The 26738-nt window shown below is 60.4% G+C and carries 20 protein-coding genes, 1 pseudogene and 1 riboswitch; of the genes and pseudogenes, 14 read left to right on the top strand and 7 right to left on the bottom strand.

The features are described from left to right. Window positions 1-2 precede the first annotated feature (2 nt). From EN862_RS10360 to dhaL, 4 genes are all read left to right on the top strand, one after another. On the top strand, window positions 3-1334 hold the full coding sequence (locus tag EN862_RS10360) for a four-carbon acid sugar kinase family protein (RefSeq protein WP_127863975.1): 1332 nt from the start codon (window positions 3-5) through the stop codon (window positions 1332-1334). A 33-nt stretch (window positions 1335-1367) separates the two neighbouring features. Next, a riboswitch (FMN riboswitch) is annotated at window positions 1368-1520 on the top strand. An 80-nt stretch (window positions 1521-1600) separates the two neighbouring features. Further along, a complete protein-coding gene (locus EN862_RS10365; protein ID WP_127863976.1) occupies window positions 1601-2074 on the top strand; it encodes a 6,7-dimethyl-8-ribityllumazine synthase in 474 nt (157 codons plus the stop codon). A gap of 74 nt (window positions 2075-2148) precedes the next feature. Then, the gene (locus EN862_RS10370) at window positions 2149-3156 is read left to right on the top strand and encodes a dihydroxyacetone kinase subunit DhaK (RefSeq protein ID WP_127863977.1); all 1008 of its coding nucleotides are present in this window, start codon (window positions 2149-2151) and stop codon (window positions 3154-3156) included. Window positions 3157-3166: 10 nt separating this feature from the next. Beyond that, window positions 3167-3826: a dihydroxyacetone kinase subunit DhaL gene (gene dhaL, locus EN862_RS10375; RefSeq protein WP_127863978.1), complete on the top strand. Its 660-nt coding sequence runs from the start codon at window positions 3167-3169 to the stop codon at window positions 3824-3826. Between the two features lie 39 nt (window positions 3827-3865). Here dhaL and EN862_RS10380 read toward each other — a convergent pair whose 3' ends face one another. From EN862_RS10380 to EN862_RS10390, 3 genes are read right to left on the bottom strand one after another with little or no spacing between them, the layout of a single operon-like run. Beyond that, window positions 3866-4306 carry an RpiB/LacA/LacB family sugar-phosphate isomerase gene (locus tag EN862_RS10380; RefSeq protein WP_127863979.1) on the bottom strand — a complete coding sequence of 147 codons (441 nt, stop codon included), beginning with the start codon at window positions 4304-4306 and terminating at the stop codon, window positions 3866-3868. A gap of 43 nt (window positions 4307-4349) precedes the next feature. Further along, the gene (locus tag EN862_RS10385; RefSeq protein WP_189401966.1) at window positions 4350-5123 is read right to left on the bottom strand and encodes a triose-phosphate isomerase; all 774 of its coding nucleotides are present in this window, start codon (window positions 5121-5123) and stop codon (window positions 4350-4352) included. Window positions 5124-5125: 2 nt separating this feature from the next. Next, a complete protein-coding gene (locus EN862_RS10390) occupies window positions 5126-5896 on the bottom strand; it encodes a DeoR/GlpR family DNA-binding transcription regulator (protein ID WP_127863981.1) in 771 nt (256 codons plus the stop codon). A 235-nt stretch (window positions 5897-6131) separates the two neighbouring features. Between EN862_RS10390 and EN862_RS36785 the strand changes: the two genes are divergently transcribed. Continuing rightward, window positions 6132-6482 carry a hypothetical protein gene (locus EN862_RS36785; protein WP_245519536.1) on the top strand — a complete coding sequence of 117 codons (351 nt, stop codon included), beginning with the start codon at window positions 6132-6134 and terminating at the stop codon, window positions 6480-6482. A 109-nt stretch (window positions 6483-6591) separates the two neighbouring features. Here the strand turns inward: EN862_RS36785 and EN862_RS36070 are convergent, their stop codons facing one another. Beyond that, window positions 6592-6762, bottom strand: a complete 171-nt coding sequence (locus EN862_RS36070; protein ID WP_189401960.1) for a hypothetical protein — start codon at window positions 6760-6762, stop codon at window positions 6592-6594. A 408-nt stretch (window positions 6763-7170) separates the two neighbouring features. Between EN862_RS36070 and EN862_RS10400 the strand changes: the two genes are divergently transcribed. From EN862_RS10400 to EN862_RS36075, 3 genes are all read left to right on the top strand, one after another. Beyond that, on the top strand, window positions 7171-7395 hold the full coding sequence (locus tag EN862_RS10400; protein WP_127863982.1) for a hypothetical protein: 225 nt from the start codon (window positions 7171-7173) through the stop codon (window positions 7393-7395). A 152-nt stretch (window positions 7396-7547) separates the two neighbouring features. Continuing rightward, window positions 7548-7775, top strand: coding sequence for a hypothetical protein (locus EN862_RS10405; RefSeq protein WP_127863983.1), 228 nt, complete (start codon window positions 7548-7550; stop codon window positions 7773-7775). A gap of 990 nt (window positions 7776-8765) precedes the next feature. Continuing rightward, window positions 8766-8915, top strand: coding sequence for a hypothetical protein (locus tag EN862_RS36075; RefSeq protein ID WP_189401962.1), 150 nt, complete (start codon window positions 8766-8768; stop codon window positions 8913-8915). Window positions 8916-10482: 1567 nt separating this feature from the next. On the opposite strand, the pseudogene EN862_RS10420 reads toward EN862_RS36075, so the two are convergent. Next, window positions 10483-11816: pseudogene (locus EN862_RS10420) on the bottom strand (sorbosone dehydrogenase family protein). A gap of 1614 nt (window positions 11817-13430) precedes the next feature. On the opposite strand from EN862_RS10420, the gene EN862_RS10425 reads away from it, so the two are divergent. From EN862_RS10425 to EN862_RS10430, 3 genes are all read left to right on the top strand, one after another. Beyond that, window positions 13431-15167, top strand: coding sequence for a winged helix-turn-helix domain-containing protein (locus EN862_RS10425; protein ID WP_127863985.1), 1737 nt, complete (start codon window positions 13431-13433; stop codon window positions 15165-15167). A gap of 1426 nt (window positions 15168-16593) precedes the next feature. Further along, window positions 16594-16719, top strand: coding sequence for a hypothetical protein (locus EN862_RS37365; protein WP_281035841.1), 126 nt, complete (start codon window positions 16594-16596; stop codon window positions 16717-16719). Window positions 16720-17689: 970 nt separating this feature from the next. Continuing rightward, complete coding sequence (locus EN862_RS10430) at window positions 17690-19363, top strand: winged helix-turn-helix domain-containing protein (RefSeq protein ID WP_127863986.1); 1674 nt, start codon at window positions 17690-17692, stop codon at window positions 19361-19363. 267 nt (window positions 19364-19630) lie between these two features. Here EN862_RS10430 and EN862_RS10440 read toward each other — a convergent pair whose 3' ends face one another. Both EN862_RS10440 and EN862_RS10445 read right to left on the bottom strand, forming a co-directional pair. Next, entirely contained in the window at window positions 19631-21376 is a 1746-nt protein-coding gene (locus EN862_RS10440) for an adenylate/guanylate cyclase domain-containing protein (RefSeq protein ID WP_127863988.1), read from the bottom strand. A 326-nt stretch (window positions 21377-21702) separates the two neighbouring features. Continuing rightward, window positions 21703-22416: a DJ-1/PfpI family protein gene (locus EN862_RS10445; RefSeq protein WP_127863989.1), complete on the bottom strand. Its 714-nt coding sequence runs from the start codon at window positions 22414-22416 to the stop codon at window positions 21703-21705. Between the two features lie 219 nt (window positions 22417-22635). On the opposite strand from EN862_RS10445, the gene EN862_RS10450 reads away from it, so the two are divergent. The 3 genes from EN862_RS10450 (at window position 22636) to EN862_RS10460 (ending at window position 26391) form a co-directional block, all read left to right on the top strand. Continuing rightward, window positions 22636-24402, top strand: coding sequence for an adenylate/guanylate cyclase domain-containing protein (locus EN862_RS10450; RefSeq protein WP_127863990.1), 1767 nt, complete (start codon window positions 22636-22638; stop codon window positions 24400-24402). Window positions 24403-24682: 280 nt separating this feature from the next. Beyond that, entirely contained in the window at window positions 24683-25618 is a 936-nt protein-coding gene (locus tag EN862_RS10455) for a 2-dehydropantoate 2-reductase (RefSeq protein WP_245519537.1), read from the top strand. Between the two features lie 32 nt (window positions 25619-25650). After that, entirely contained in the window at window positions 25651-26391 is a 741-nt protein-coding gene (locus EN862_RS10460) for a class I SAM-dependent methyltransferase (protein WP_127863991.1), read from the top strand. Window positions 26392-26738: the final 347 nt, after the last annotated feature.

The raw sequence follows: 26738 nt of genomic DNA on the forward strand, positions 1-26738 counted from the left end.
TCATGCAGAACCTGCTCCTCAGTTACTATGGCGACGACCTCACCGGCTCGACTGACGTCATGGAGGCGCTGGAGCTCGGCGGCGTGCCGACTGTGCTTTTCATGCGCAAGCCGGATGCCGGCCTGCTGGCGCGCTTTGCGCATTGCCGTGCCGTCGGCCTTGCCGGCACCAGCCGCAGCGAGTCCCCGCAATGGATGGACACGCATCTCAAGGACGCGTTCACCTGGCTGAAGTCGCTTGAGGCCGAGATCTGCCACTACAAGGTCTGCTCGACCTTCGATTCCAGTCCCGTGATCGGCAGTATCGGGCGGGCGGCCGAGATCGGCCGCGCCGTGTTCGGGCAGGGCTGCGTGCCGCTGGTGGTCGGCGCGCCGCAGCTCAGGCGCTACACCGCCTTCGGCCATTTGTTCGCGGCCTATCAGGACCGCTACTACCGCATCGACCGCCATCCAGTGATGAGCCGCCACCCGGCGACGCCGATGGACGAGTCCGACCTGCTTGTGCACCTGTCGCGCCAAACCGATCTCAAGTCGGATCTGCTCGACCTTGCAACGCTGCGGTCGCCCAACCGGGCCGCCGCCTTCGACAGGCTGGCTGCGGGCGCGGCGCTGCTGCTCGTCGACATCGACAGCCCCGAGAGCCAGGCGCTGGCCGGCAAGGAAATCTGGCGCGCTCGCAAGCCGGGCGGCTATTTCGTCGTCGGCTCGTCCGGCATCGAATACGCGCTGCTCGCCGAATGGGCGCAGCCCGCAGCCCCAGGCGAGGGCGTCCGCTTCCCGCCGCCGGGCGCCGCCGACCGCATCGCCGTCGTTTCGGGGAGCTGCTCGCCGACTACGGAACGGCAGATCAGGCACGCAATGGGCGACGGCTTCGACGGCATCGAGGTCGACCCGGTCGAGCTGGTGTCCGAACAGTCCGACCAGGCCATCGCGCGCGCGACAGCAGCCGGCAAGGCCAGCCTCGAGGCCGGACGCAGCGTCATCCTCTACACGGCGCTTGGGCCAGCAGCCGATCGCGGCGCCGAGATCGACCGGCAGGAGGGCGCCCGCCAAAAGCTCGGACGCGGGCTCGGCGAGCTGCTGCGCGCCTTGACCGTGGAGCAAGCGTTGAAGCGTGTGATCATCGCCGGCGGCGATACCTCCAGCCATGCGCTTGGCCAATTGGGCGTCGACGCGCTGACGGTGCGCATGCCGCTACCGGCGTCGCCGGGCTCGCCGCTCTGCGTCGCCCATTCCGGCATCGCGGCGGTCGACGGGCTTGAGGTCGCGCTGAAGGGCGGGCAGGTCGGGACCGACCGCTATTTCTCCGCCATTCGCGACGGTCTCGGCGGTTGACAGGCAGGCTCCGCGCTTCCATACCAGCGGCGTCAATGTTCTCAGGGCGGGGTGAAAGTCCCCACCGGCGGTAAGGGACCCTTAGCTGGGACCCGAGCCCGCGAGCGCCTCCCGGCAACGGGAGGGTCAGCAGATCCGGTGCGATTCCGGAGCCGACGGTCACAGTCCGGATGAAAGAGAACGAAACGGTGAATGGTCCCGCTCGCGCGGGGCTCAATGGCCGTGTCGTGCGTCCTGATTCTGGTTCGAAACGGAAGGATGGACCCATGAATCAGCATTTCCCCAAAGACCAACATAGTCACCGTGTCGCCGTCATTCGGGCGCGCTGGCATGCCGATATCGTCGACCAGTGCGTCGCGTCGTTCGAGGCGGAGCTAGCCGTGCTTGCCGGCGGACGCTTCGCCGTCGAGGTGTTCGACGTACCCGGCGCCTACGAGATCCCACTGCACGCCAAGACCCTGGCCGAGACCGGCCGCTACGCCGCAATCCTCGGCACGGCCTTCGTCGTCAATGGCGGCATCTACCGCCACGACTTCGTGGCGAGCGCGGTGATCGACGGCATGATGAATGTGCAGCTGTCGACCGGCGTGCCGGTGCTCTCGGCGGTGCTGACGCCGCACAATTATCATGACAGCGCAGAGCATCACCGCTTCTTCTTCGAACACTTCAAGGTCAAGGGCCAGGAAGCGGCCAAGGCCTGCGTCGAGATTCTCGCGGCGCGGGAGCGCATCGCCGCCTGAAGCGTTTCACACTTTTCCTGGAATTGCTCTAACAGCCTGTAGTATCTCGAAAATACTGAAATCGGGAGGATGCCGTGCAGACCAAGAAGATAATCAACGACGGCAACCGCGCCGTTGACGAGATGCTGGAAGGGATCCTCGCGGCGCATCCCGCTCACCTCAGGAGCGTTGACGGCAGCCCGCGCTCTATCATCGCCCGCGACGGTCCGAGATCCGGCAAGGTCGGGCTCGTCATCGGCGGCGGCTCCGGCCACGAGCCGACCTTTCTCGGCTTCGTCGGCAAGGGGCTGGCGGACGCAGCCGCCATCGGCAACGTCTTTGCCTCGCCGCCACCCGATCCGATCCTGGAATGCGCCAAGGCGGCGAGCGGCGGTGCCGGGGTGCTGTTCATGTACGGCAACTACGCCGGCGACGTGATGAACTTCGACATGGCAGCCGAGATGGCGGCGATGGACGACATCGAGGTGCGCACCGTGCTGACTACCGACGATGTCGCTTCGGCGCCGCGCGACCAGCGGGGAAAACGCCGCGGCGTCGCCGGCAATTTCTTCATCTTCAAGGCCGCGGGCGCGGCCTGCGACCGCATGCTTTCATTTGACGAGGTCGAGCGCATCGCCCGCAAGGCCAACGACCACACCTTCACCATGGGTGTCGCCTTGTCGCCTTGTTCGCTGCCGCAGACGCGGCGGCCGAATTTCGAGATCGGCGCCGACGAGATGGAGGTCGGCATGGGCATCCACGGCGAGCCCGGCATCGCGCGCGGCGCGCTCAAGAGCGCCGATGCTATCACCGACGAGATGCTGGATAGGATTCTCCCCGAAATGGCGCCGTCACGCGGCGACAATGTAGCAGTGCTCGTCAATTCGCTCGGTTCGACGCCACTGATGGAACTCTACATCATGAACCGTCGGCTCAAGCAGAGGCTCGACGATATCGGTGTCTCGGTGCACGCGACCTGGGTCGGCAATTACTGCACCTCACTGGAGATGGCCGGCGCCTCCCTAACCTTGGAGCATCTCGACGGGGAGTTGCAGACGATGCTCGACCATCCTTGCGACTGCGCGATGTTCAGGGCCGGCTGAGGAGTTTGCCATGACCTCGATCGGGTCGCCTGAACTGAGCAAGATGTTCGACGCCATCGCCGCCGCGATCGCGGCGGACAAGGACCGGCTCTGTCAACTCGACGGCGTGATCGGCGATGCCGATCACGGCATCGCCATGGAGCTCGGCTTCAACGCAGCGCGCGACGCGGTTGCCGGCCTCGATCTCGCCGCGACCGACCCGACAGCTCTGCTCAACACGGCGGCGAAATCATTCCTCAATGCGGTCGGCGCGTCGTCCGGGCCGCTCTACGCAACTGCCTTCATGCGCGGCGCCGCCGCCGTCAAGGGCAAGACGAAGCTCGGCGCCGACGATGCCATCGCCATGTTCCAGGCGATGGCGCAGGGCATCAAGGATCGCGGCAAGGCCGAGCTCGGCGAAAAGACCATGGTCGATGCCTGGCAGCCAGCGGCCGAAGCCGCTGGTGCCGCGCGGGCTGCTGGCAAGAGCCTCGCAGACAGTCTTGCCGTGGCACTTGCCGCCGCCGAGGGCGGCGCCGAAGCCACCAAGGACATGATCGCCGCCAAGGGCCGTTCCTCACGCCTCGGCGAGCGGTCGCTTGGCCATGTCGATCCAGGCGCGGCCTCGGCCGTCACGGTCATCGGCGCAATGGCGCAGAGCTTAAACAGCGCAATTCCAGGAAAAGTGTGAAGCGGTTTTCCGTCCGGACTTGCGTCACAACAAGCAGCGTTAGCGCTTTGCCTCGTCGAGGCGGTTGATCGCCTGGACGTTGCCGGCCGATGGTCCCTTCTCGTCGAATTCGGAAGCGAGCCAGGTGTCGACGATCGCCTTGGCAAGCTCCGGCCCGATGACGCGGGCGCCCATGGTGATGATCTGAGCATTGTTGGATTTGGCAGCGCGTTCCGCTGAATAGGTGTCGTGGGTGAGTGCCGCACGGATGCCCGGCACCTTGTTGGCCGAGATCGAGACGCCGATGCCGGTGCCGCAGAACAGGATGCCGCGGTCGTTCTTGCCGTCGACGATCGTCTGGGCGAGGTTCTGCGAGAGGTCGGCGTAGTAGCCCGCCTGGCTGAGATCGCTGACGGTAAGACCGGGCCTGGTGGCGAGGTGCGCCGCGATCACGTCGAGCAGCGGCTTGCCGGCGACGTCGGCTCCGAGGGCTATCTTCATGGTTCTTGTCCTTCCTTTGACTGAAATGTGCTTTCGATCGGATTCAGATCGCTGCCGAGGCGCGCCGCAGGATGTCGATGTAGCCTTCGGCCTGCCAGGCGGAGCGGCCGACGAACAGGCCATCGATATTGGGCTGGCCGATCAGTTCAGCGGCGTTCTGCGGATTGACGCTGCCGCCATAAAGCACCGGCGGCGTTGCGAGCAGCAGGGCAGTGGCCACCCTCTTGATCAGCGCCTGCTGCTTGTCGGCATAGTCGGAACTGGCTGGGATGCCCTTGTCGCCGATCGCCCAGACCGGCTCATACGCGAACAGAATCCTGGCTAACTTTGCTTCTCCCTCCAGGAACTGCAGCGCGCCTTCGACCTGCGCCGTCAGTACCGCATCTGCCCTGCCACTCTCGCGCTCGGACAGCGTCTCGCCGACGCAGATCAGCGGCACCAACCCGTGCTTCACCGCCGCCGCCGTCTTCAGGCCGACCGCGTGGTCGCTCTCGCCGAAATGCTCGCGCCTTTCGCTGTGGCCGAGCTCGACCATATCGAGCCCGCAATCCTTGAGCATAGGCGGCGAGATCTCGCCGGTCCAGGCGCCGTTGTTGGCCCAATGCATGTTCTGCGCGCCGACCTTGATGTGCGTTGACGACAGCGCCTTCTTGACTTCGCGCACCGCCGTGAAAGGCGGGACGACGAAGGGCTGGATGCGCTTGTCGAAGCCAGGAGTGAACGCGGCGATCGCTTCGGCGAAAGCGAGGGCTTCAGCAAGCGTCTTGTTCATTTTCCAGCTTGTTCCGACCCAGTACGTCACGCCTGCGCTCCTGATGTTCAACCTCTGTTGTCGACAACCGTCAGCGAAATCCCCGCGGCTTCCAGTTCTTCGCGCGCGGGCGGCTCCAGCTCGCCGCCGGTGAAGACGATGTTGAACGCCTTGAGGTCGGTGAGGAAGTGCAATGCCGTGCGGCCGAATTTGCCATGATCGACCAGCAGGTATTTGCGCGCCGCGGCCGCCATCATCAGCCTCTTGGTCTGCACGACCTCCTGGTCCTGGTGAAATGCCGCAGCGCCGTAGATGGCCGACGACGAGAGAAAGGCGACATCGGCGCGAAGCGACCGTAGCGTCTCCTCTGCGATGAGGCCGAAGAAACCGTGGAATTTCTTGCTGTACTGGCCGCCAAGCGCGATCAAGGTGATGCCGCTGAGCCCTGACAGCTCCTGTATGACGGCGAGGTTATTGGTGATCACGGTCAGCGGGCGCAACTCGGCCAAATGCGCGGCTATGCCACCGGCCGTCGAGCCATCATCGATGATGACGGTCTGGCCGGGCTCGATCATCGCCACGGCCGCCACTGCCAGGCGGCGCTTCTCGTCGCCCGCCTGTTTTTGGCGGTAGCGGAAATCGCTCTCGAACAGGCCGCTCGACTGGATCGTGGCGCCGCCACGCAGCTTGCGCAGAAAGCCGCTTTCCTCGAGTTCGTCGAGGTCGCGATGCACGGTCATTTTAGAGACGGCGAAACGCGAAGCGAGATCGTCGACGGAAGCCGTGCCGGCCTCCATCAGGAAATCCATGATGCCTTGTCGGCGGTTGTCGCTTTTCATTGCAGGCGCCTTCGAAACGCGTCGTCTATATCACATCAATATCCCATGAAGATATCAGTTTTTTTGTGATAATGTGATATTATTCGCAATATTTATGTGATTTTCGTGGTCGGCAATGAGCGTAAGGCAACGCAGCCCGCTGGAGAAGGTTTCGAAAAAGATGAGCGGAACCTAATATACAGCTCATGCTTATGGAAAAATGAGCACACGGGGAGCCAATTTTCTCGAGCGTTGGATGGCTGAGCATCTGCCCGAAGTGGTCACGGATGACCCTGCCACGATAAGCGATCTGACTGACCAAGCTATGGAAGCTGCGGACCGGGAGGGCATTGAGGTCAGCGAGATCTATGAGGAAGTCGGCAGCGTGTTCGAGGTTATCGCCCACGCGATGCAGCACCGCGGTGGCAGTTTGCCCGAGACTGATCTCACCGAACTCGACCTACTCGCCGGGAGACTCTCGCGAGAAGCGAATCTCACGGAAGCACAGGCTCACGATTTGATCGAGCGCTTCGGCACGGATTGGGAAAAGCTCCTCAACGAAGCTTATTTCCTGAAAGAGCTTGAAGCCGGCAGGCGTCAGGAATAAATCCCTCATCGGTGCGGCGACCCCATTTACGAGGATCGCCACGATGTCAAACAAGTATCCCTTTTCGGAAGGCACGCTCGGCGACAAGCTTGCGGCCGGCACGGGCTTGTCAGTCCACTGCTTCGGCTGCCAGCGTCGCGCCGTCCTCGATGTCGCCGAGCTGGCCAAGCGGTTCGGGCGGGATCAGCCTTGCCTTCATTGGGATCTGCTGGAGATCATCTATTGCAGCGAATGCCGCGCCGCCGGCCGTGACGATCGAAATCTCCAATTCACCAACCATGCCGTAACGCCGGAGCAGCGGAAGGGCTGGACGGCTTGCCCGTAAGCGGCCCGACAGTTCCGCGCCACGCTCCATTCCATCGTGACCTGGGGCAGCCGCGTGCAAATCTCAAACTGAGGCTCTACCCGGCATTCATAAGGACTCGCGAAATTAATCGCGTAGGGATATAATCCTCTCCGTTCGCGGGGAATTGTCTTCGCCCCCGCCAATGTGTGAGAGGAATCATGGCGAATTCAAAATCCCTATCGGCATTGGATGTCGAAATCATCAAATCTGCGTTTCACAAAGAGGCCAGGGCCTGCCCGAGAGCCAATGGCGAGAACTCGCCGCGCACCTGATCCAGACCTTTACCGGCTTGTCAGCTGTCGATCCGCAGTTGGTGGAGTGGATTATACGGAAGTAAGTCTCATGCCTCGCCGCGAAACTCTCGTGCAGATGGCAGAGCGCCACGTCCGGGAAGGCGAGGCAATAATCGCCCGCCAGCGCGCTCTCATCAAAACGCTTGCACGGGATGGTCATCCGACAGACGAAGCCGAAGAATTCCTACGCAAGTTCATCGAAACGCGAGCGGAGCACGTCGCCCGGTTGGAGCGGCTGATAGGTCAGGCTGATTCGAAATCGCCCCAGCGCTGACCGGGGACCGGCGCCAGGTCTAGTACTGGCGCGCCTAGCTGTACCAATATGAAACAAGTCTAGATCAACAAATTTCGCCGATCGCGGTTTCGGGAACAAAGACTGAATTAGTCCGTTCTAAAATATCTGCAATATTTCTAATGGAGGATGTTATGTCGGACGGACCTACAGTGGTAAACTCGGGCGGTGGCGGCGCAGCAGTTGCAATTGTCCTTGCAATCTTAGCCATCGTCGGGCTGCTGTTCTTCACGGGCGTCATTAACGTCAACGGCAATGGCGGCACCAAGGAGGTCAGCGTCTCCGTAAACGCGCCGAAGGTGGAAGCCCCTTCCGTCGCCAAGCCTGCGGCACCAGCGCCCAAGTCCGCGACCGGCGGTTAGAGCTGCAACGGCTTATTGGCGCCAGGCCCGCTTCCTTAAACGGAGGCGGGCTCTTCTATTCTATTGGCAGGATGGGCCCGCTGCGGCCGGTTAAGTCCCTGATGAGGTAATGCGCAGCCGCACTCCCCTATCAGGTCTTATCGTCTCTCCAAGGAATTCCGTGCCGCCGGCCCAGAGCTTGTCGAAGCGCCAGCAACCGTGCTCGGGCGCGGATCGGCTGTAGCCCCGCTTTCTATATTTCTCACTGCCATTCCGGAAATCTCTGCCGCCTGCGCGAGTTCGTTTTGCGTCCATCCAAGCATTGTACGGGGGGTGCGGATTTGTTGCCTGGTGATCAAAAAAGTTATCCTCCTGGGTCTGCCACCGGACCCATGCCTATCGTCGCGAAAACCTCCGTCGTACAAACGAAGGATCGCTGCCTTACGGATTCATAGGTCCGCCTTGCCACCGGTCGCTCAAACTGGTCGGGCGCTCCCGTCGCCGCTGGTTCATCCGCAGTCAGCGACGGGTGCCGGAACGATCGGCTGAAGAGGAAATGCCGATCTTCTCTCAGCAAACTAGCGCGATGTGCGGCTGACATCATCCTTCAAAGGGAGGAACGATGTTTGCTTGGAACCTCCAAGCACGCCTGACGCCGGAGTAGCGCAAGGGCTGGACACCTTGTTCATAAGTGGCCCGACGGGCCCGCGCTCTGTTGGTGTGCGTTGGGTTGAACCGCCGAGCCGCCCAGCCGACGCTGAGTACGAACGCGGACGCCGGCTAGCGAACAATACGCCCCGGCCGAAATAGTAGGCACGTATCCAAAAGGACGAACGTGGGAGTAGCCGACGGGCCTGTCTCATCTCGGGACCGAATTTGCTGGCATAAGTCTTGCGTCAGCCGAATTGCTGGCAACGGGATCTTCTTCACATGCGATTGTCTACTCAGCCTGCGCGAAAGCCAAGATCATCACCGAAATGCATATACTCAGCGCCGCTCCGGATCGACGATGTGCAAATCGACGAGAACGGCGATGTGACCGTCTCGATTATTGCTGACGACATCTACTCGAAGAATGCCCTACAGCGCTACCAGATCACGCTGACTGAAGCCGAAATCGGCATTCTTTCCCGCGGCGCCGAACGGCGCTGGCGAGCATGACGCTTGCCGACAAGCGTCGGCTTATATGCGCGACAACGAACAGCAGCGGTCCGGCGGTTCCGTTGGGTAGCGTTGGTGGTTGACCGCCAAGCCTAAGCCTGCCGTTGTGAGGCAGCCGGCCTAGCCATGTATATCAGCCGCAGCTAAAGTTACGCTACCTGCGAACAGAGGACGATATGAAGAAGCCGCCGGCCGCCGACCCTCCATTGCCAGGAGTCTACCCTCGCGCGCGAGCGGGCACAGCAGGAAGCGCTCGACCGGCGAGATGAGTTAGCGGCTAGTGAAGCTTGCTCTTCGCAGGCTTAGCTTTCAGCCACCGGCAGCGGGCTGCCGAATTCTAGGCGGTGTAGACGGCGGCGCGACCGCAGCCTGCGAGTTCTTAACATTTGTAGGCGCGCCCGGCCGGCTGTGAGCGCATGATTAACTTCTTGGCCCACGTGCCGGGCCGAGACCCACTTCACCCGCTGGCTTCGGCCGGCGGGCTTTTTGTCGCCTTGCGCGACTAAAACTGGGCAGCCGGCAGAGTGAGCAACGATAAGAAATCGAGACGCCTATGGATCGCCATTAGCATCCTCATCGCTGGGCTTGTGCTCATCCTGCTAGTTGGCCTCGCATACGCCGTGCTGATCCAACATCCTGCCGGATAAGAAGCTTTTGGCTCCGCTGCTTGAGAGCGACCAACGCACTCTCGCCTCCGACGGGAACAGAGAGATGCAACGGCACCTACCGCCTAATGCCTTTTATCCAGAAGATCTCGACGTGCTGAAGCGCGTGTTCGAGGTTCTGTGCCGCGAGCGGGGTTGCCAGCCGGGCTGTCCGGATGCTGAGGCGACTGCCCTGCTACTGGTCAACTTGTTCGAGAGCGGCCGGAGAACGGAAGAGGAGCTACTTGAGGCGGTTCAGACCACCCAGGCCTACCACAAGGCAAGCTAGGCGGTGCCGGCCCAAGCGCCTCCCGACGCCCTTTTGGTGAGCAGCTCGGCCTCCTCACGTCATAACAGCAGGCAACCCCGGTGCTTGTGGAAACTCACGTCTTTATGCTCGGCGCTGGAGGTATTGCTCGGGGCTCAAAACTCAGCCGCTCCACGGTGGCAACAACCGACAGTGCCTCGGCCTCGTCGAGTAGCGTCGGGCCCTAGTGCCCATTCACCTGCTCCTCGCTCATCAGCACGCCGGGTGGGCAATGCTCCTCGATCGTCGCCCGGATCATGCGCAAGGCAGCGCGGCAAGCAGGGTCGTTTTCCATAACCAAATAAACATTCAATATTGCTAAAATGTTCCGGAACAAGGTAGCGGCCGGCGCCGGTGTTGTGGCGTTCAGCCGGACCGGGGATCCTTCAATCGGCGAGTTCGATGACGCCGTTGTTCTTTATGCCACCGGGATTGTTCCGCTGCATGACACGGAAGTGTCGATAGCATCCTAAGGGTTCGAAACAAAAAAGGCTATGGACGCTTTGCGCGTCATCTCGGCGGTACAGGTAAGATTTGCTGTGCCCCGAAAGCAGTCGTTGTATTCGAAGGCGCTCGAGATCGCGCTTACGGAAAAAGCGGTCAGAAAGGCACCGCGCTAACGCCCCTTCGCTCGGCTGACCCGCCAGATGACGTTACCAACATCGTCGGCGACGAGAAGTGCGCCGGCCTGATCGACAGCAACGCCGACCGGACGGCCCATCGCCTTGCCATCATGTCCGAGGAAGCCGGTGAGCACATCCTTCGGCGGCCCGCTCGGTCTACCGTCGCGGAAGGGCACGTAGATCACCTTATAACCGCTGTGTACGCTTCTATTCCATGAGCCATGCTGGCCAACGAAAGCGCCGTTGCCATAGGCCGTGCCGAGCGACGTGCGGCTGGAGAAAGCCAGTCCTAGAGAGGCGGTATGGGAGCCGAGCGCATAGTCGGGCTTGACCGCCTCCGCCACAAGATCAGGGCGCTGCGGCTTGACGCGTTCGTCGACGTTCTGCCCATAATAGCTATAGGGCCAGCCATAGAAAGCACCGTTGCGAACTGAAGTGATGTAATCAGGCACGAGATCATCGCCAATCTCGTCACGCTCGTTTACGGCGACCCAAAGCTCACCGGTTTCGGGATTCCAGGAGAGCCCGTTCGGGTTGCGCAGCCCGGACGCGAAAACCCGGGTGCTGCGGCTAGACCGATCCACCTCAAGGACGGAGCGGCGCGGTTCTTCTCCGCGGCGATGCCATTTTCTCCAGCGTTGCTGTTCGAGCCAACGGTGACATAGAGTTTGCGTCCGTCCGGACTTGCGATCACGTCCTTAGTCCAATGATGGTTGATGTCTCCGGCCGGCAAGTCGACGATCTTTTCCGGCGGCGCGGTTATTCGGGTCTGGCCATTGGAGTAGGGGAAAGCGACGAGCGCGTCGGTCTCGGCGACATAGAGCTTCCCTTTGGAAAGCGTCATGCCGAATGGCGAATTGAGGCCTTCCACGAAAATTCTGCGCACATCCGCAACGCCGTCGCCATTGGTGTCGCGCAGGAGCGTGATGCGGTTAGCGCTGATGGTCGCAGCGCCGGCTCGTTTCATGGCCTGGTTCATAAAGAGCTTTCTGAGGCTGAAGCCGTCGTCATGCTTGGCAGGTGCATTGGTTTCGGCCACAAGCACATCTCCGTTGGGGAGCACGTGCAGCCAGCGCGGATGGTCGAGGCCGGTGGCGAACGCCGTCACCCTGAGCCCCTTCGCCGGGGTCGGCATATCACCTTTCTGCCAGCCTGTTGCCTCCGCGACGTTGACGGTCGGAATCAGCGTGGATGTCGGTTTCGGCAGGGTAGGGTTGGGGCCGTAACCGCTTGTGGGAACCATTTTCTGAGCGGGAACGCCAGCGCAGCTGACTATGAGGGCTCCCAATCCAGCTATGATCAAGTTTTGTGAGAAGCCAGCATGCATCGAACGTCCTCCGTTCGGATTCGCCTCGTGCTCTTTGATTAAACGCAAGTCAGCGGCTTGGTATTCCAATCACGTCAAAACAGCAGCTCGTGATCCGTTGCCCGTTAGCGGCTTGAGGGCCAGGAGTTCGCGACCGCTCTGCTCTCTCTGCCATAGATATGCCGAGAGAAGATTCCGGCAACGCCGGCGGCCAAAACCGAGCGAACCAAGATAGGTTGGTGCATAACGCCTGACGTGGTTTGCCTGTGGCAAGCATCAAGCGTCGCTGTCGGCCAATGGCTCGAATCGAAAAAAGATCAATGGAATGAGTACATTCCTCCGGCCGCCAACACCCACGACGCGAATGGCCACTTGGCGCCTCTTTTCGGCCGTGGAGGTGAGGCTCTCCCGCCGCGAAAAGCAGACATTGCCGTCCACCACGCTGGAGGGGCCCTCGCGATGAAGTGGGAACCCAAGGCGACTTATGCCACACTACAGCAGGTCGAACGCCCTCCGCGAAAACGAAAGGAGCCCGGCCAACATTTCCAGATAGCGCCGGGGCCGCGGCTCAACGAGAGTAAGCTCCCCGTAAGGCAAAAGAGATGACCCCGAACGAAGTACGCGCGAAGTGGTGAGGTGGCCATCGCCTATCCCGTCCGCATATGCGGCCTACGAAGCGATGAATCGGGACATCGATATCTGGAATATCCTTCCTGCGATATCAGTGCCAACGCTAGTCGTGATCCGTTCTCACGATCCGGTTGCATCGGCTGAAGCCGCGCGCGACATGGCGCGGCGCGTACCTCAAGCAGAAATGAAGGAGTAGCCCGGGGACATACACACCTTTGTCGCCAAGGACATGGATACGATCCTGGCCGACATCCAGTCGTTTCTTACCGGTGTGACGCCGCTAGATTGCGCCTGACCGAAAACTGGCCGCCATACTGTTCCTCGACGTGGTGTCGTCAACCGACCACTTAGCGAGAGACGGGGATCAGGCATGGAGCAATACGCTGACGTCGTATTAGAACATCGTTCGCAAGGAAATCGCACCGCGGCGAGGAGTTCATGGAGCCAAGGGCAGTGGCTGCGAGAAGTGTTCCAGGCGACGGGATCGACTTGTCTTTGATCAGTGCTCTAGGTTTGGCTTCGCAGCCTGCGCTCGCGGGCAACAGCCGCTAGGTACACTGTCGGGTCCTGCTCATTCGGCTGCGCAAAAGCATTTGCAACATCGCAAGAGTTCAGGCCGAGGTCCTGAAGTTCGCGTATATTCATAGACGCAAGAGGGGCGAGTTGCGTTCGATGTGCCCAAAAACGTGGCAGCCATAGAATGGCAGAAGCCGCTACTTTCAGGAGGGCGAAAATGGGGCGGACAGCACGACTCTCGTGGTGGCGTCGCAACCCGGCTCTGTGCAGGAATTCGATGGTGGCCATGGCGTCCTCTCCTCTTGAGCCGCCTGCTATGGCGGCAGTCGCAGCCTAGGTGAGCTTGCGGGGCCAGGCCTGATATCCAGCGGAAAGATTTCCGAAATTGAGACGAAACTTGGGGGTTCAAGAATCCAATGGTCTTTAGTTGAGAGTTTCCTAATATGAGGAGATTCGGTATACCTAGGCACCCTTCAGGGGAGAACGCCGTTGAGCGGGGCCGATCAAGCGCACAAAGCTCTCATCCGGCTTGGCGCATACGCCTTCGACCGGGAGCGGGGTCTTCTTTTGGAGAACGGCCGCCCGGTCTACCTTCGCGCGAAGACCTTTTCCCTGTTGGTCTATCTGGTCGAGCACGCAAACCGTGTGGTGAGTCGAGATCAGATATTCGAGGTCGTGTGGCAGGGCCTCGTCGTAACTGACGATGCATTGACACAGACCGTCCGCGATCTTCGGAGCGTCCTCGGGGAGGAGGGGGCAACCCTGATCAAGACGGTCGCAAAGCGCGGCTACATGCTCACGCTTGAGGAGGAGGCAAACGATCGAGCCGATGATTCAGCCACCGCGGACGCACAATCGAACGTCGGGCCGCGCTACTCCTCAGCTCAGCCTGAAACGCGGCCTGACGCAACGGATTTTCCAGGCGACCCTTCCTTGCGGCGTGCGTTCGAGTTGTTGGCTGATGAAAGCAGGTCGACAATGCCTCTTTTGGGACCGGCGAGATCGGCTGAAGCACAGGCTGCTCGCGTCTCCGGGCGCGACAGGCCGGCGATCGCAGTGCTGCCGTTCGCGCTCGAGGACATAGCCTCCCGGCGCCTCCATGTCTTGAGGGACGGGTTGCTGAGGGACATTATCCGCGACCTTGCCCGACTGCGAACCGTCTTCGTCATCGCAGCGAACTCGCTACAGGCTTTGTCATCCCTCGGATTGAACAGCCTGGAGGCCGCCCGGCTGCTTCGCTGCGATTATGTATGCGCCGGCAACATCACGCTGCACGGACCGACGCTGCGGGTCGATGTCGAGTTGGTCGCGGCGGCTGACGGCCGCGCGCTCTTTTCCGAAAGATTCTCGAAGCCCCTCGCATTGATCTCGCAGTTCGGGCAGGCCTTGGCCGACGAAATTGCAATGCTGATCGCGGACGAGGTCAATCTCGCGGAGCGCAACATCGCGACTGGGCGGGCTATTCACGAACTGGATGCATGGCAAGCCTATCACCGTGGCCTGGGCCACATGCACATGTTCACCGGCCAGGACAATACGGTCGCCGAGGATCTATTCAAGGCCGCGATCGACCTTGATCCGCGCTTTGCCAGTCCGTACGCGAGCCTATCGTTCACACATTTCTTGAAGGCCTTCCTGTTTGATCCGTCGCATCTTTCGGTGGAAGGGCAACTCGCTCACGATCTTGCGGCCCGCGCCGTGGCGGTCGACCCATACGACCCTGCGGCGCATTGCGCTCTCGGGCGCGCGCTCTGGATCATGGGCGCACTCGAAGAAGCCACTGACGCGCTGGAGCGCGCAACTATCCTCAGCCCTTCCTATGCCTTTGGGCATTACGCGCGGGCCTTTACCGACGGCTGGTCAGGGGATGCAAAGGTTGCCATTCAAGCAGCCGACCATGCCAGAGAACTGTCGCCGTTCGACCCCTTCTTAGGTCCCAATCAAGCGGTGCGGGCAATTTCCCTGCTGCGGCTCGGAAGAGCCGACGAGGCTGCTGCGTGGGCTGTGCGCGCTACGCTCCATCGCAACGCTCACGCCCATATAAGGCGTATTGCGGTCTTGTCGCTGACTGCGGCCGGTCGGATCGAGGAGGCGACGCATCTTGCACAGGTGGTGAACGGCGAAAGCCCGGAGAATGGAAACGAGTTGTTCATCCGGACAAGCAGAATGCGGCCCGATGATGAGAAGCTATTCCGCGACCTGGCGCGGCAAAGTGGGTTGTGCTGAGCGCAGCGAGCCCACGCGAAAGGAGGGGCAACGTGAGTGAGACCCGCAAGCTCGCGGCGACCCTCGCCGCCGACGTCGTCGGATACAGCCGGCTGGCTGGGTCGGACGAAGATCGTACGCTCGCGTAAGCCAGAGCAGCGGAACGGCTGGATGCCATGCCCATGAGCCAAAGTCGGCGGGCAGTGCCCCTCGCCGAGACGGTCAATGGGCAAATGGTTGGGCGAGTTGATGAGGTGATGGTTCCAGCTCGGGTGCGGATTTCCTTTGCCTCCGTCCATCATCAATGGATTGGCCTCGGCCCTTCAGGGCAGACGGCCTCCTGATCTTTCTGCGCCTGGCGCTGCAATCTCCGGGCATTATCCCCGAGAATGGTGAGGTCGCGTCCGGTGATTCGCATGATGTTTATCGAAGCCTTAGCAGCCATTCCCCCTACCGGCTGGCCTCCGCTTATTATCCCCAGAGTGTAACCGGCTCCGTCAGGACGCCATAAGTAGGTGAATTGCCACAAGCTCGATGATCAGCACAACGGAGCACACCGCGCCACCAAGGGCATAGCCTCGCCAATACTGACGAACATCCTGATCGGTTTGAAACGTTTCTATCCAAGGCTCGTCAGGGGCAATGCCAAGGCAAATGGGGATGGGCATCGTGGTCGAGACGATTGTATCAGGAGCTAAAGCAGATCGACCCGACATGCAGGCGGCCCTCTCGACTGCACCGGCATATTAGTCCTCGCTAACTAATAGCGATAGCCCTTTGTTGATTGTGTAAAACGATATACCCGTGGCACCTGGCCACAGGCAGGCGTGCAACAGCGGCCTCTGACGGTTCGCCTAAGTAACGACATCGCCGGCGCTCGGCGGCCGGGCCTTTTTTTAGCCTAACTTTCGCGCGGACCATCGCGCGGTCTCGATGTCGTCACGGGAAATCCCGATATCACTGAGCATCTCAGCCGGGGACCCGCTCAGGTCGTCTGTTGCCTTCAATAGCGCCCTCTGATCGGCTCGGCGACCGAGCCAATCCACAAGGGGACCAGCTACGACAATCGGAAGCTTCACAAGCAAAGGGAGGTTCACAAACATCGGAAAACATCCTTCACCGCCAACGGAACACACACCGCAAGGTAGGTCGCTTCCCCGATCCGTCTGTGACGAAACTCACGTACCTAACAGATGCGCAGCGATCAGTGGCATCGCATCGACACTGCTCCGGTTCCTAGTGGTCGGGCTTTTGCAGTCGCCCTAGGGAAACCGGCAACGGTGTTTCGCTCAGGTGCGTCCGTTGCTCGATGCCTTCAGCGTTCACCTTCCACTTCACGCCTACACATTCCAACCGGTCACCAGTGCCGCTTCGGGCATCGCTTGCTTAGCTGCTGCAAATGGAGTGTTCTGACCAGCTTACGGCTCATTCTTGACGGCTGCTGACGATGAAGAGTCGTGTTCAAGCAATTCAGCTCGCTGGCGAGCGGCGCCAGGTGATTGCACTCTTCTACGACGTGTTTGGATCGACAGAGTTGCTGGAGCGCAGTGATCCGGAAGATTTTCCGGTTTGATGGCAGAATTTCACCGCGTGTCCGAAAAGGTCATCCAGCGTCATGGCGGGTTCCGCCGGATTTCCAAGAAGCTTCCGAGGTAAGCTGGTCGAAGGTGCGCAGCGAACTCGGCTACCGACATTTGGTGCACCTCGCGGATGTTTTCGAAGGATGGGCATTGGACAGCCGGATGACGTCTGAATGGACAGCGAAGCTCGGGGTGGGCAGAGTCTGTGCGGCGGTTGGCAGATGAATTTTTCCCCAGGACGGAGCATTTCCCTGAGGAAGCACGTGCTCAACGATGAGAAGCCGCACCCTTCGCGGACGTGCTTGGTGGCCGTTGAAGTTCCGCGCTAAGAGTTGCGATTTCATTTCACAGATTAGCATTCGCTAATATGACGGGGGACTACATTCCATGGTGCAGTTGCAGTGGTCTTCGGACGAGAGATAGAAGTCGTCGCTGGTGCCCAGGGATGATGCAAGGGGTCGCCTTCGCTGACCTACTCCCTGAAGCTGGCGAGACAGTAACAGCTGCGGGTTAGAACGTCGTCTGAGCATTGTAGGCAGAAGCGGTAATTATTTATTCCCTCTCACAGATGTAGGCGGTAGACAGATAGTTAAGACCAACAGGATGCCACATAAATTCATATTGATGTTTCAGATATTTGCATTCGGCCTCTGAAACCAACACCTTGGGAGGAAAGCCATTGTCATGACTGCCGGCTACTACAGTGCCGTCGAAATTGAACAGAAGGGTAATTAAAAGATACGGTTCCATCGCCCCGCTAATCTCCCTGACATGGTCGGGAACCACAGAGTCTCGCGATGTCGGGATCCGCCGCCGCAGACGCTTGCGCTGACACAAGAAGAGCAAGAGCGATGATGAGTCTGGTGGGACTCATGTCGTCCTCCTTCCAATCCGGTGCTGCTTGAATCGCTTGGATGCGAGCGCCGAATTGGCTATGCTGAGGGAGCGCGTCAGGGGCGTGAAATGTCCCGAAAGACTCCTGAAATTGACCCGAAATCTGCTGAAACGATCACTTTCGGCGGTTTTGTTTTCCTGACGAAAAAGGGAGAACTCCGGACCGTTGAAGGCAAAGCGGTCGATCTTCGCAGCCAGTCCACAGAGGTGCTCTCAGCACTCGCGGCGCGCTCGGGCGAGATCGTGTCCAAGGATGCGCTGATGCAGGCGGTCTGGCCCGATACCTTCGTTACCGAAGACAGCCTTACGCAATGCATTGCCGACATTCGCCGCGCGTTGGGCGAGGACGCGCACGCGATAGTGGAAACCTTCCCCAAGAGGGGCTACAGGCTGAATGCCGATCCGCCGGCAACTGCTCCAAGCGCCGCCGCCGGCACGGGAGGAGCCAGGTCACGATTGCCGCGAGCCGGCTTCATTCTCGCTACGATCGTTTTCGTCGCGGCAGCGATCGGTGCGTACCACGGAGCCGAGATGTGGCGAGCCCCTCCGGTTCGTTCCAGCGACATGCCGAGAATTGCCGTCCTTCCCTTCGATGACATGAGCACAGGTGCCGATAAGGGATATCTCAGCGATGCCGTTGCCGACGGGGTCATTACCGAGCTGGCGCGGAGCAAGACTTATGCCGTCATCGCCCGAAACTCGAGCTTCAGGTACCGTGATAAGCCCACCGACGCCAGGCAAATCGGAGATGACCTTGGTGTGGACTACCTGCTCGAAGGCAGCCAGCAGAAGATCGGAGATCGGCTGAAAGTGACCGCCCAATTGCTGGATGCACATGATGGATCACATGTCTGGGCCAATTCCTACGATCGCGAAATCGGAGATCTTTTCGTCGTCCAGGAAGAAATCATCCGCACGCTTGCGGACCGGGTCGGGCACAGGATCGAGCGCGCCTGGCCTGAGAGCAACTCTGCCCGGGTCAGCGCGCTCCACTATCACCTGATGGGACTTTCCGAGCTCGACAAGGATTTCTCTGCTGCGGGGAACGATCTGTTCCGGCAGCTGAACCTGAAGGCGATCGAAGCGGATCCGAACTCGCAATTCGGCTATATGGCGCTGGCCTTTTCCTATCGCAATGACGCGGTATTCGGGTGGCACCGGCAGGAATACACCTTCGACGAGGCTTTGAAGCGGGCCGCCTGGTACGCCGACAAGGCTATCCTGCTCGCTCCTGAAGACGCCGACGCCTATTATGTTCGCGCCCGCGTTCATACCGAAGCCGGCGAGCTGGATCAGGCCCTCGCACGGTATGAGCAGGCGATCGCCCTGAACCCCAGCAAATCGGAGATCCTCGAGGCCAGCTCGGCTCCTCTGCTCCTCGTCGGCCGCATCGACGAAGCGATCGAACGGATCAAGCAGGCCATGGGTATCGATCCTTTCTACCCTGACTGGTACCATTGGGACATGGGCTGGGCACTCTACGAAAAGAATGATTGCGGGGCTGCGCTGACGGAGATGCGGAAAATGGCCAGTATTCCGAGCGGCGCGCACCGAATGCTTGCCGGGATTTTCGCCTGCCTGGGAAAGGACCGGGAGGCAAAGGAAGCGCTTGCGGCTTTCCTAAAAGATTCGCCCGGCGATACCATTCGCGAACAACGCAAGAAATGGGAGAAGCTATACACCGACCCCGTTCGGTTCGAACGCTGGGCCGCACATATGCGCATCGCGGGATTACCGGAGTGACGGCTGTCGGTGTGACCCGGTCGGACGGCGCGACTAATGTCCTGGAAGGCTTGGATTGCGCCCTTCACCGCGCCAAGGCAATTGATAGCAATCCCAGGTGACGAACGCGCACTGCACCGGCCTCGACGCCACCAGGAAGCTCTCCGGCGCGTCGCTGCCGTTAAAGCGAATTCGTTGGCCGTGGACCTCGATCGTGTCGCCTTCGATGACAGAGGCGACGCGTTTGCCAGAGAGCCGCCGTTGGCGTATTTGCGAACGGCACACTTGTCAGTCAGGCAGGCCGGCCTTGCGCATGCCGTCGACGAAGTATTGGACCACGACCAAATGGCGCGCCGGCTGGGAGGCAGCCCACCGTCCTAGGGAAAACTGGGAGTTATTGGCCATAAAGATGTTAGCCTCTCGACGCGCTTCGCGGTCGCGATCGACCAGCGCAAGCGCGGCTGCGAGCACCTTCCTTGAGCCCGAGCGATAGGTCGACTCACTGCGCAGGGTGTCGATTGCCGCATCATACCGGCCAGCAGCGTAGTGGACCATTCCCAAGATCCAGAAATACCAGCCGGCTGGGTGCGGATTAAGCCGAAAGGCTCTGAGGATCATGTCGGTTGCCTCAATGATGCGGCCGTCCCACATAAGCATTTCGGCACTCATAACAAGGGTATCCGCGTGATTGGGATCGAGCGCAAGGGCAGCGGCGAAAGCGGCTTCCGACTCCGCCCAACGACGCTCATAGGCCTGCAGGTAGCCAACCACCCAGTGATTGCCAGCGTCGTTCGGGTCGAGCTCTACGGCGCGAAGCGCAAACGCGATCGACTCCGGCCTCTTGGTTTCTGGCGAGCCTATGCTGTGAGCCCAATACGACCAAAGGGTGAAGGCGAGCCAGCGCATAGCTTCAGCATAACCCGGCTCGATCGTGATCGCTTCCCTCAGCAGGATCTCGCACTCGCGGATTGCTTCGGCGGATCCGGCAAGATGGGCTATGAGCGGACGCGCTCGCAAGCAGAGTTCATAGGCCTCAAGATTTTTCGGGCGGCTGCGCGCGGGCAACGTGGTAAGTCGGCCGACAAGGGCCTCGACAATTTTGCCCGTTACCTCGTCCTGCACCGAGAATATATCTTCGATGCCGCGGTCAAAGCGCTCCGCCCAGAGGTGATCGCCGCCGGTCGCGTCGATAAGCTGAACGTTGATGCGAACGCGTCCGTCGATGCGGCGCGCACTGCCTTCCAACACATAACGGACGCCAAGCTCGCGGGCGATTTGGCGGACGTCTATCGCCTTGGCTTTGTAGGCAAAGGTGGAGTGTCGCGCGATGACGAACAACCCCTCATTTCGAGACAGGTCGGTGATCAGGTCTTCAGTCAGCCCATCTGCGAAGACGTCCTGCTCGCGATCGCCGCTCATGTTGGTGAACGGAAGCACCGCCAAAGAAGGCTTGGCGGGAAGCCTCGGCGGGGTCGGTTCGATGACACTTTCGATATGATCGCCCGGCAGCGGCCGCAGACGATACACACGCACGGGCTCGGCGATATTCTTTAGTGCTTGCTCTCCCAACTCGTCAAAGGCGGCGTCGAGCTTGCGCTTCACCTGGTCGAACACGCTCGCGGAAATGCACACTTCGCCAGGCCCCGCGAGGGTTTCGAGCCGCACGGCAACATTGACACCGTCGCCATAGATGTCACTCCCCTCGACGATAATGTCACCGAGGTTGACCCCAATGCGCAAAGTTATGCGCTTGGGCTCAGGCAGTGACCTATTCGCCTTTGCTGTTTCGTGCTGCAGATCAAGCGCGCATTGGGCGGCGTTCACCGCGCTTGCGAACTCCACCAGTACTCCGTCGCCCATTACCTTTACGAGGCGCCCGTAGTACTTGGCGATGAGAGGTGCCAGGACTTCGCTGCGACGCTGCTTGAGCGCTTTGAGAGTCCCCACTTCGTCGAGCCCCATCAGGCGCGAATACCCCACGACGTCCGCGCTCATTATCGCGGCGAGGCGTCGCGGCGCGCTTTGCTTGGCCATCCGGCACCAGAACGATCGTGACTACTGCATCAGGATAGTCACGGCATGGAGACAAGTCCATAAGTGTCGCTGTTGCTTCGGCGAGCCCAGACGATCAACCAACTGATACCTTCCTCTACGACAGGATTAGAAGCGCGCCATCTGCCCACGTCGGCCTTGCACCTTCACCTCGGTCGTTCCGCCGGCCGTTCCATCATCTGGGAGCAGACATGGCCGGCTTAGCGGCAATCACAGCGGACAATTCGACGGGCGACAGTTTGCGAGGTCATACCCCCCCGCAGCTACCTCCCGTGAGGCGCGGCGCACTGCCGAAGAGTGGCTACACCTTACTTGTACGAAAACTTCTCGAGCCCTTGCTTGATGCCCGCATGGGCCTCCTCGTTGCGGTGGACCATCAGAGTTGTGGCCGCTTCGGTCGCCTTGTCGGGATGGCCGCCATCGAAAGGCGGCGACGGGTCGTACTCAATCCCAAGTTGGATGGCTTGCGCGACCTCCGGCCCTGCAAGTTCGGCAATGATGCTCAATGCGAAGTCGATTCCTGCACATACGCCACCCGACGTGAAGACGTTGCCGTCTCGCACGACACGCGCCTCTTCGTGACGCGCGCCAACCAGAGGCAATAGGTCGACATAGGCCCAATGCGTCGCTGCCCGCCGCCCCTTCAGCAGTCCGGCTGCTCCAAGAAGAAACGCCCCCATGCACACCGATGTCACGTATTGTGCATGCGCGCCCTGCCGGCGAATGAAGTCGATCGTCACTGCATCGGCGAGCGCTTCCACAACGCCCGAGCCGCCCGGCACGCAAAGCAGGTCGAGCGCGGGACAAGTTTCGAAAGTGCAGTTGGGCATGATGCCAAGGCCGCGGTCACTCACGACGGGCAACATGGTCTTGGCGGCGACGTGGGTGCGCGATTGCGGGAACTTGCTGCGAGCCGAGATCGACGGCGGCGTTGCAAGCCGGCTCAGGACCTCAAACGGGCCGGTGAAGTCGAGTTGAGTGATGTTCGGGAAAATCACGAAGCCGACGTTGAACTCAGCCATGCAAATTCTCCCCTAAGTTCGTGAAGCCGACTTGGTGCCGTTGAAATCATCGCGCCTAGTCACGATGTCCGCAATGGGTCAAATTCAGCGAGACGCAGCGACTCCTTTCGACAATCGCTGGCAAGGTCGCACTGCGGACCCGAAGCGGCTGCAGGTCGAGCCGATCAAAATGAAGCTGCCCCCCCGAGTCTGTGCTATATCCCAAAGAAGGAGGGGCAAATGAGCGAGACCCGCAAGCTTGCGGCGATCCTGGCCGCCGATGTCGTCGGATACAGCCGATTGGCTGGCTTGGACGAAGCTCGGACTCTCGCGCGCCTGCGGGCGCTCCGCAGCGACCTTGTTGATCCGACCATCGCGGTACACATCGGACGAGTGGTGAAACGCACCGGTGACGGGACCCTTGTTGAGTTCCGCAGCGTGGTCGATGCCGTCCGATGCGCCATCGAAGTGCAGAACGCCATGCTCGAACGCAACGTCGGGGTGCCGCCTGATCGGCGTATCGAGTTCCGCATAGGAATCCACGTTGGCGATGTAGTCGAGGAGGGCGACGGCGACCTGATGGGCGATGGTGTCAACATTGCTGCCCGTCTGGAAAGCATTGCGGAACCAAATGGGATTTGCCTGTCGGGTGCGGCATATGAACAAGTGCGCGACAAGCTGAAGGAACAATTCGCGGATCTCGGCGAAAAAGAACTCAAAAACATTGCACGGCCGGTGCGAGTCTATCGCGTAGCCTTAGACAGTGACACCGCAACAGAGCCGATAGTGCCTGACCCTTCCGCTGGAAAACTGGCCGCACCCGACAAGCCCTCGATTGCTGTCCTGCCGTTCCAGAACATGAGCGGCGACCCCGAACAGGAATACTTCGGCGACGGGATCGCGGAAGACATCATTACGGCCTTATCCAAGCTGCGGGGCTTCTTCGTTATCGCTCGCAATTCGACCTTCGCGTACAAAGGCAAGGCGCCAGATATCCGTCAGGTCGCGCGTGAGCTTAACGTTCGCTATGTACTTGAAGGCAGCGTCCGCAAGGCGGGTGAGCGATTGCGGGTAACTGGTCAGCTTATTGACGCCGCCAGCGGCAATCACATCTGGGCAGAGCGCTACGACCGCCCCGCCTCTGATATTTTCGCCGTGCAGGACGAGATCACTCACAGCGTTGTCGCCGCGATAGAGCCGCAGATTTACGCAGCCGAACGCCTTCGCCTTCAAAGTAAGGCGCCGGAGAGTCTCGACGCGTGGGGCTGCGTTGTCCGAGCAATGCCTTATATCTGGACATGGGTCATCCAAGACGAGGACACTGGCATCAGCCTCTTGAAGCGAGCGATTGAGCTCGATCCTCACTATGCACGCGCTCGCAGCCTACTCGCATGGGCCTTCGCCACCCGCGTAATTTCCGGCAATTTGGAGTTTGAGCCGGGCATATCCAGTGCCCTCGCGCTTGCTCAGGGTGCGATAGACCTCGATCCGGACGACCCATGGGCCCATTTTGCGGCAGGTTATATATCCGCTTTTTCAAGACGACTTGGGCCGGCGGTGGAGGAACTGAACGAGGCACTGCAGCGCAACCCGAACTTTGTATTCGCCCACATAATCTTAGGGGTAGCGTACGGCTATGCCGGACTTGCGGACGATGGCCTCCGTCAGCTCGAAATCGCACGACGATTGAGCCCCCTTGATCAAACCCAGGCAGCAAATCTTTCGGTCGAAGGGCTTTGCCATCTGGTCGCTGGACGTTACGCCGAAGCGGTAAGAGCTGAACGCCGGGCCGTACTGATGAGACCAAACTTTGGAACCGCTTGGCGCACACTCACAGCAGCCGCAGGACTAGCCGGTGATCTGGAAACCGCACGGCAAGGACTCGTCGAATGCAAACGTCTACAGCCGAATCTCAGCATCGAGTGGGTCGAGAAATACCACCCGCTGATACGGACTGAGGACCGCGCCAGATACGTCGAGGGCCTGCGTCGAGCGGGCCTGGAATAGTCCGGGCTAAATCGTGCCAGCCGACACCCCGCCGGTCTCGGTGAGGTGGTGCAGATGTCAAAGGCGCCAGGTGGAAGCGTCGGCAAAGGACATCCTCCTCAGTTACTTTGTCCGGCGGGATGGTGAGCATCCATTGCGATGCCCGTCTCGGAAATCTGCTCAGCCGGAGTGACGTGCCAACTGGCTGGTCACTGAAGAAACTGCTAATATTAGTCGGGCTCACCAATCGGTCCGCAATGCATGGCGGGTTGATGGCGACAGCTGACGTCGAGGGGACGGCATGCGGATCGCAATGATGGGAGCGGGCGGCATCGGCGGATATATTGGCGCCAGGCTAGCCCAGGCAGGGGGCGACGTGAGCTTCATTGCTCGCGGAGCGCACCTCGCGGCAATGCTCCAGACTGGTCTGAGGATCCAGAGCGACCTCGGCAGCTTTGTTCTTGCGCCTGTGTCCGCGAGCAACGCCGCGGTTCATATCGGTCCCGTCGATTTGGTGATCTTTGCAGTGAAGCTCTACGACAGCGAGGATGCCGCTGCGTCGATCGCTCCGCTCATGGCCGATAACACGCGCGTCGTTACGCTGCAAAACGGCATCGATAGCGTCGAAATTCTTCGGCGTCATGTGCAGGGCGAGCGCGTGATCGGTGGCGCCACCTACCTTTCCGGTTTCATCAACAAGCCCGGCGAGGTCATTCATTCGGGCGGGCTGCCGCAGATCCTGGTCGGCGGCCAACATGATCCTGTCATAGAGGAACTGCAGGAGCTGTGTGATCGTGCCATCGGGCTTGAGCTGAAACCGGTCCCGGACATCGACGAAGTGCTTTGGGAGAAATTTGTAACGCTTTGCGCCTTCTCGGGAGGAACATCGCTGATGCGCTCGGGCATCGGTCCGATCCTGGCCGATCCGGAATCGCGTATCTTCATTGAACAGTTGCGGGATGAAGGGATGGCGGTAGCCGCAGCGGCCGGCCACCCAATGGCCGATGGGTTCCCGGGCCGCGTCGAGACAAGGTGGTCCGCGTTTCCCCCGCATGTGAAATCCTCGATGGCCAATGACCTCGAACGAGGGAAACCCATCGAGGTTGCGTGGCTTTCCGGTCGAATGCATCAACTGGGAATGAAACTGGGGGTGGCTACGCCGGGCCACTCGGCCGTGTTCCGAGCGCTCCATCTCCACGCACTGGGGACGCACGCCAGAATTCCAATCTCTGAATAACGGTCATAGCCAAAATTAATTGGGAGGACGTCATGGCAGGTTCCTCGAGCGAAACAATGCTGGTCAGGGCAGGCGACGACGCTGTTGGCCCCCAGGACATGTTCAACAAGGAACTGCAAACCTATCGCAAGATCGTTGGCGCGAATCTCATGTTCCATCGCGAGGTCTACGGCCTCCTTCGCGCTCTGCTTGTCGAGCATGCACCGGCGTCATTCCGGTTTCTCGACATAGCCTGTGGGGATGCCAGCGCCTCCGCCGCAATGCTGAGGACGATGGCGATCGGCAATTATGTCGGCATCGACTTGTCTGAGGCATCTTTGCGATTGGCGGCACGGGAGCTCGACGGTCTGCCATGTCCGGTTGAATTGCGGTGCAGTGATTTCGCCCAGGCCATGGCGAAATGGTCTGAGCCTGTCGATGTAATCTGGATCGGCATGTCGCTGCACCACCTGCCAGCCACGGGCAAGGCACAGTTGATGAGGGACGCCCGCCGCTCTCTGGGCGGCGAGGGCATGTTTATCATTTGGGAGCCGGCGCTGTTCGAGGGAGAGGAGCGCTCATCCTGGCTGGCACGATTTTCTTTGCTGCGCGACGAATGGTCCGCCGTTTCGGATGAGGAATTCGCTTCGATGGAAAGGCACATGCTTCTTGCCGATTTCCCGGAGACGGTCGGCACCTGGCTCGGCATGGGCAGGGACGCCGGCTTCTCCCAGGCGGAGGAGATTTTCATGATGCCTAATAAGATGGGCAGGGTGTTTCGGTTCTCAAATTGAGTCTGAGCCAGAATAGCCGCCCTCATCTTCGACACGACAACACCACGAGATGTGCCGATCTACCGATCAAAACGTCGAATTCGTCTTGTGAACAGACCGTCGGCTTGCGGCCCCTTTCCGGCCATCGTCCGCAGATTAATCGCTTGGCCACAATGTCACCATCCAGTGCCAACCGGCACGGGTGCAGATCTTACGTTGCTGACTATCGTCCAGGGGCTTGTCCGATCGAAACGCAATCGAAACTCCGCCGCGAGTGGATCTGAAAGGCCGCAGGTTGCACGCCGAAGGAAAAACCGGCGATTTCACCCACGAGCTTGTTCCGGATTGCTTTTGCGAAGTCGGCTGTG

The sequence above is a fragment of the Mesorhizobium sp. M2E.F.Ca.ET.219.01.1.1 genome (assembly GCF_004016445.2).
Classification (GTDB): Bacteria; Pseudomonadota; Alphaproteobacteria; order Rhizobiales; family Rhizobiaceae; genus Mesorhizobium.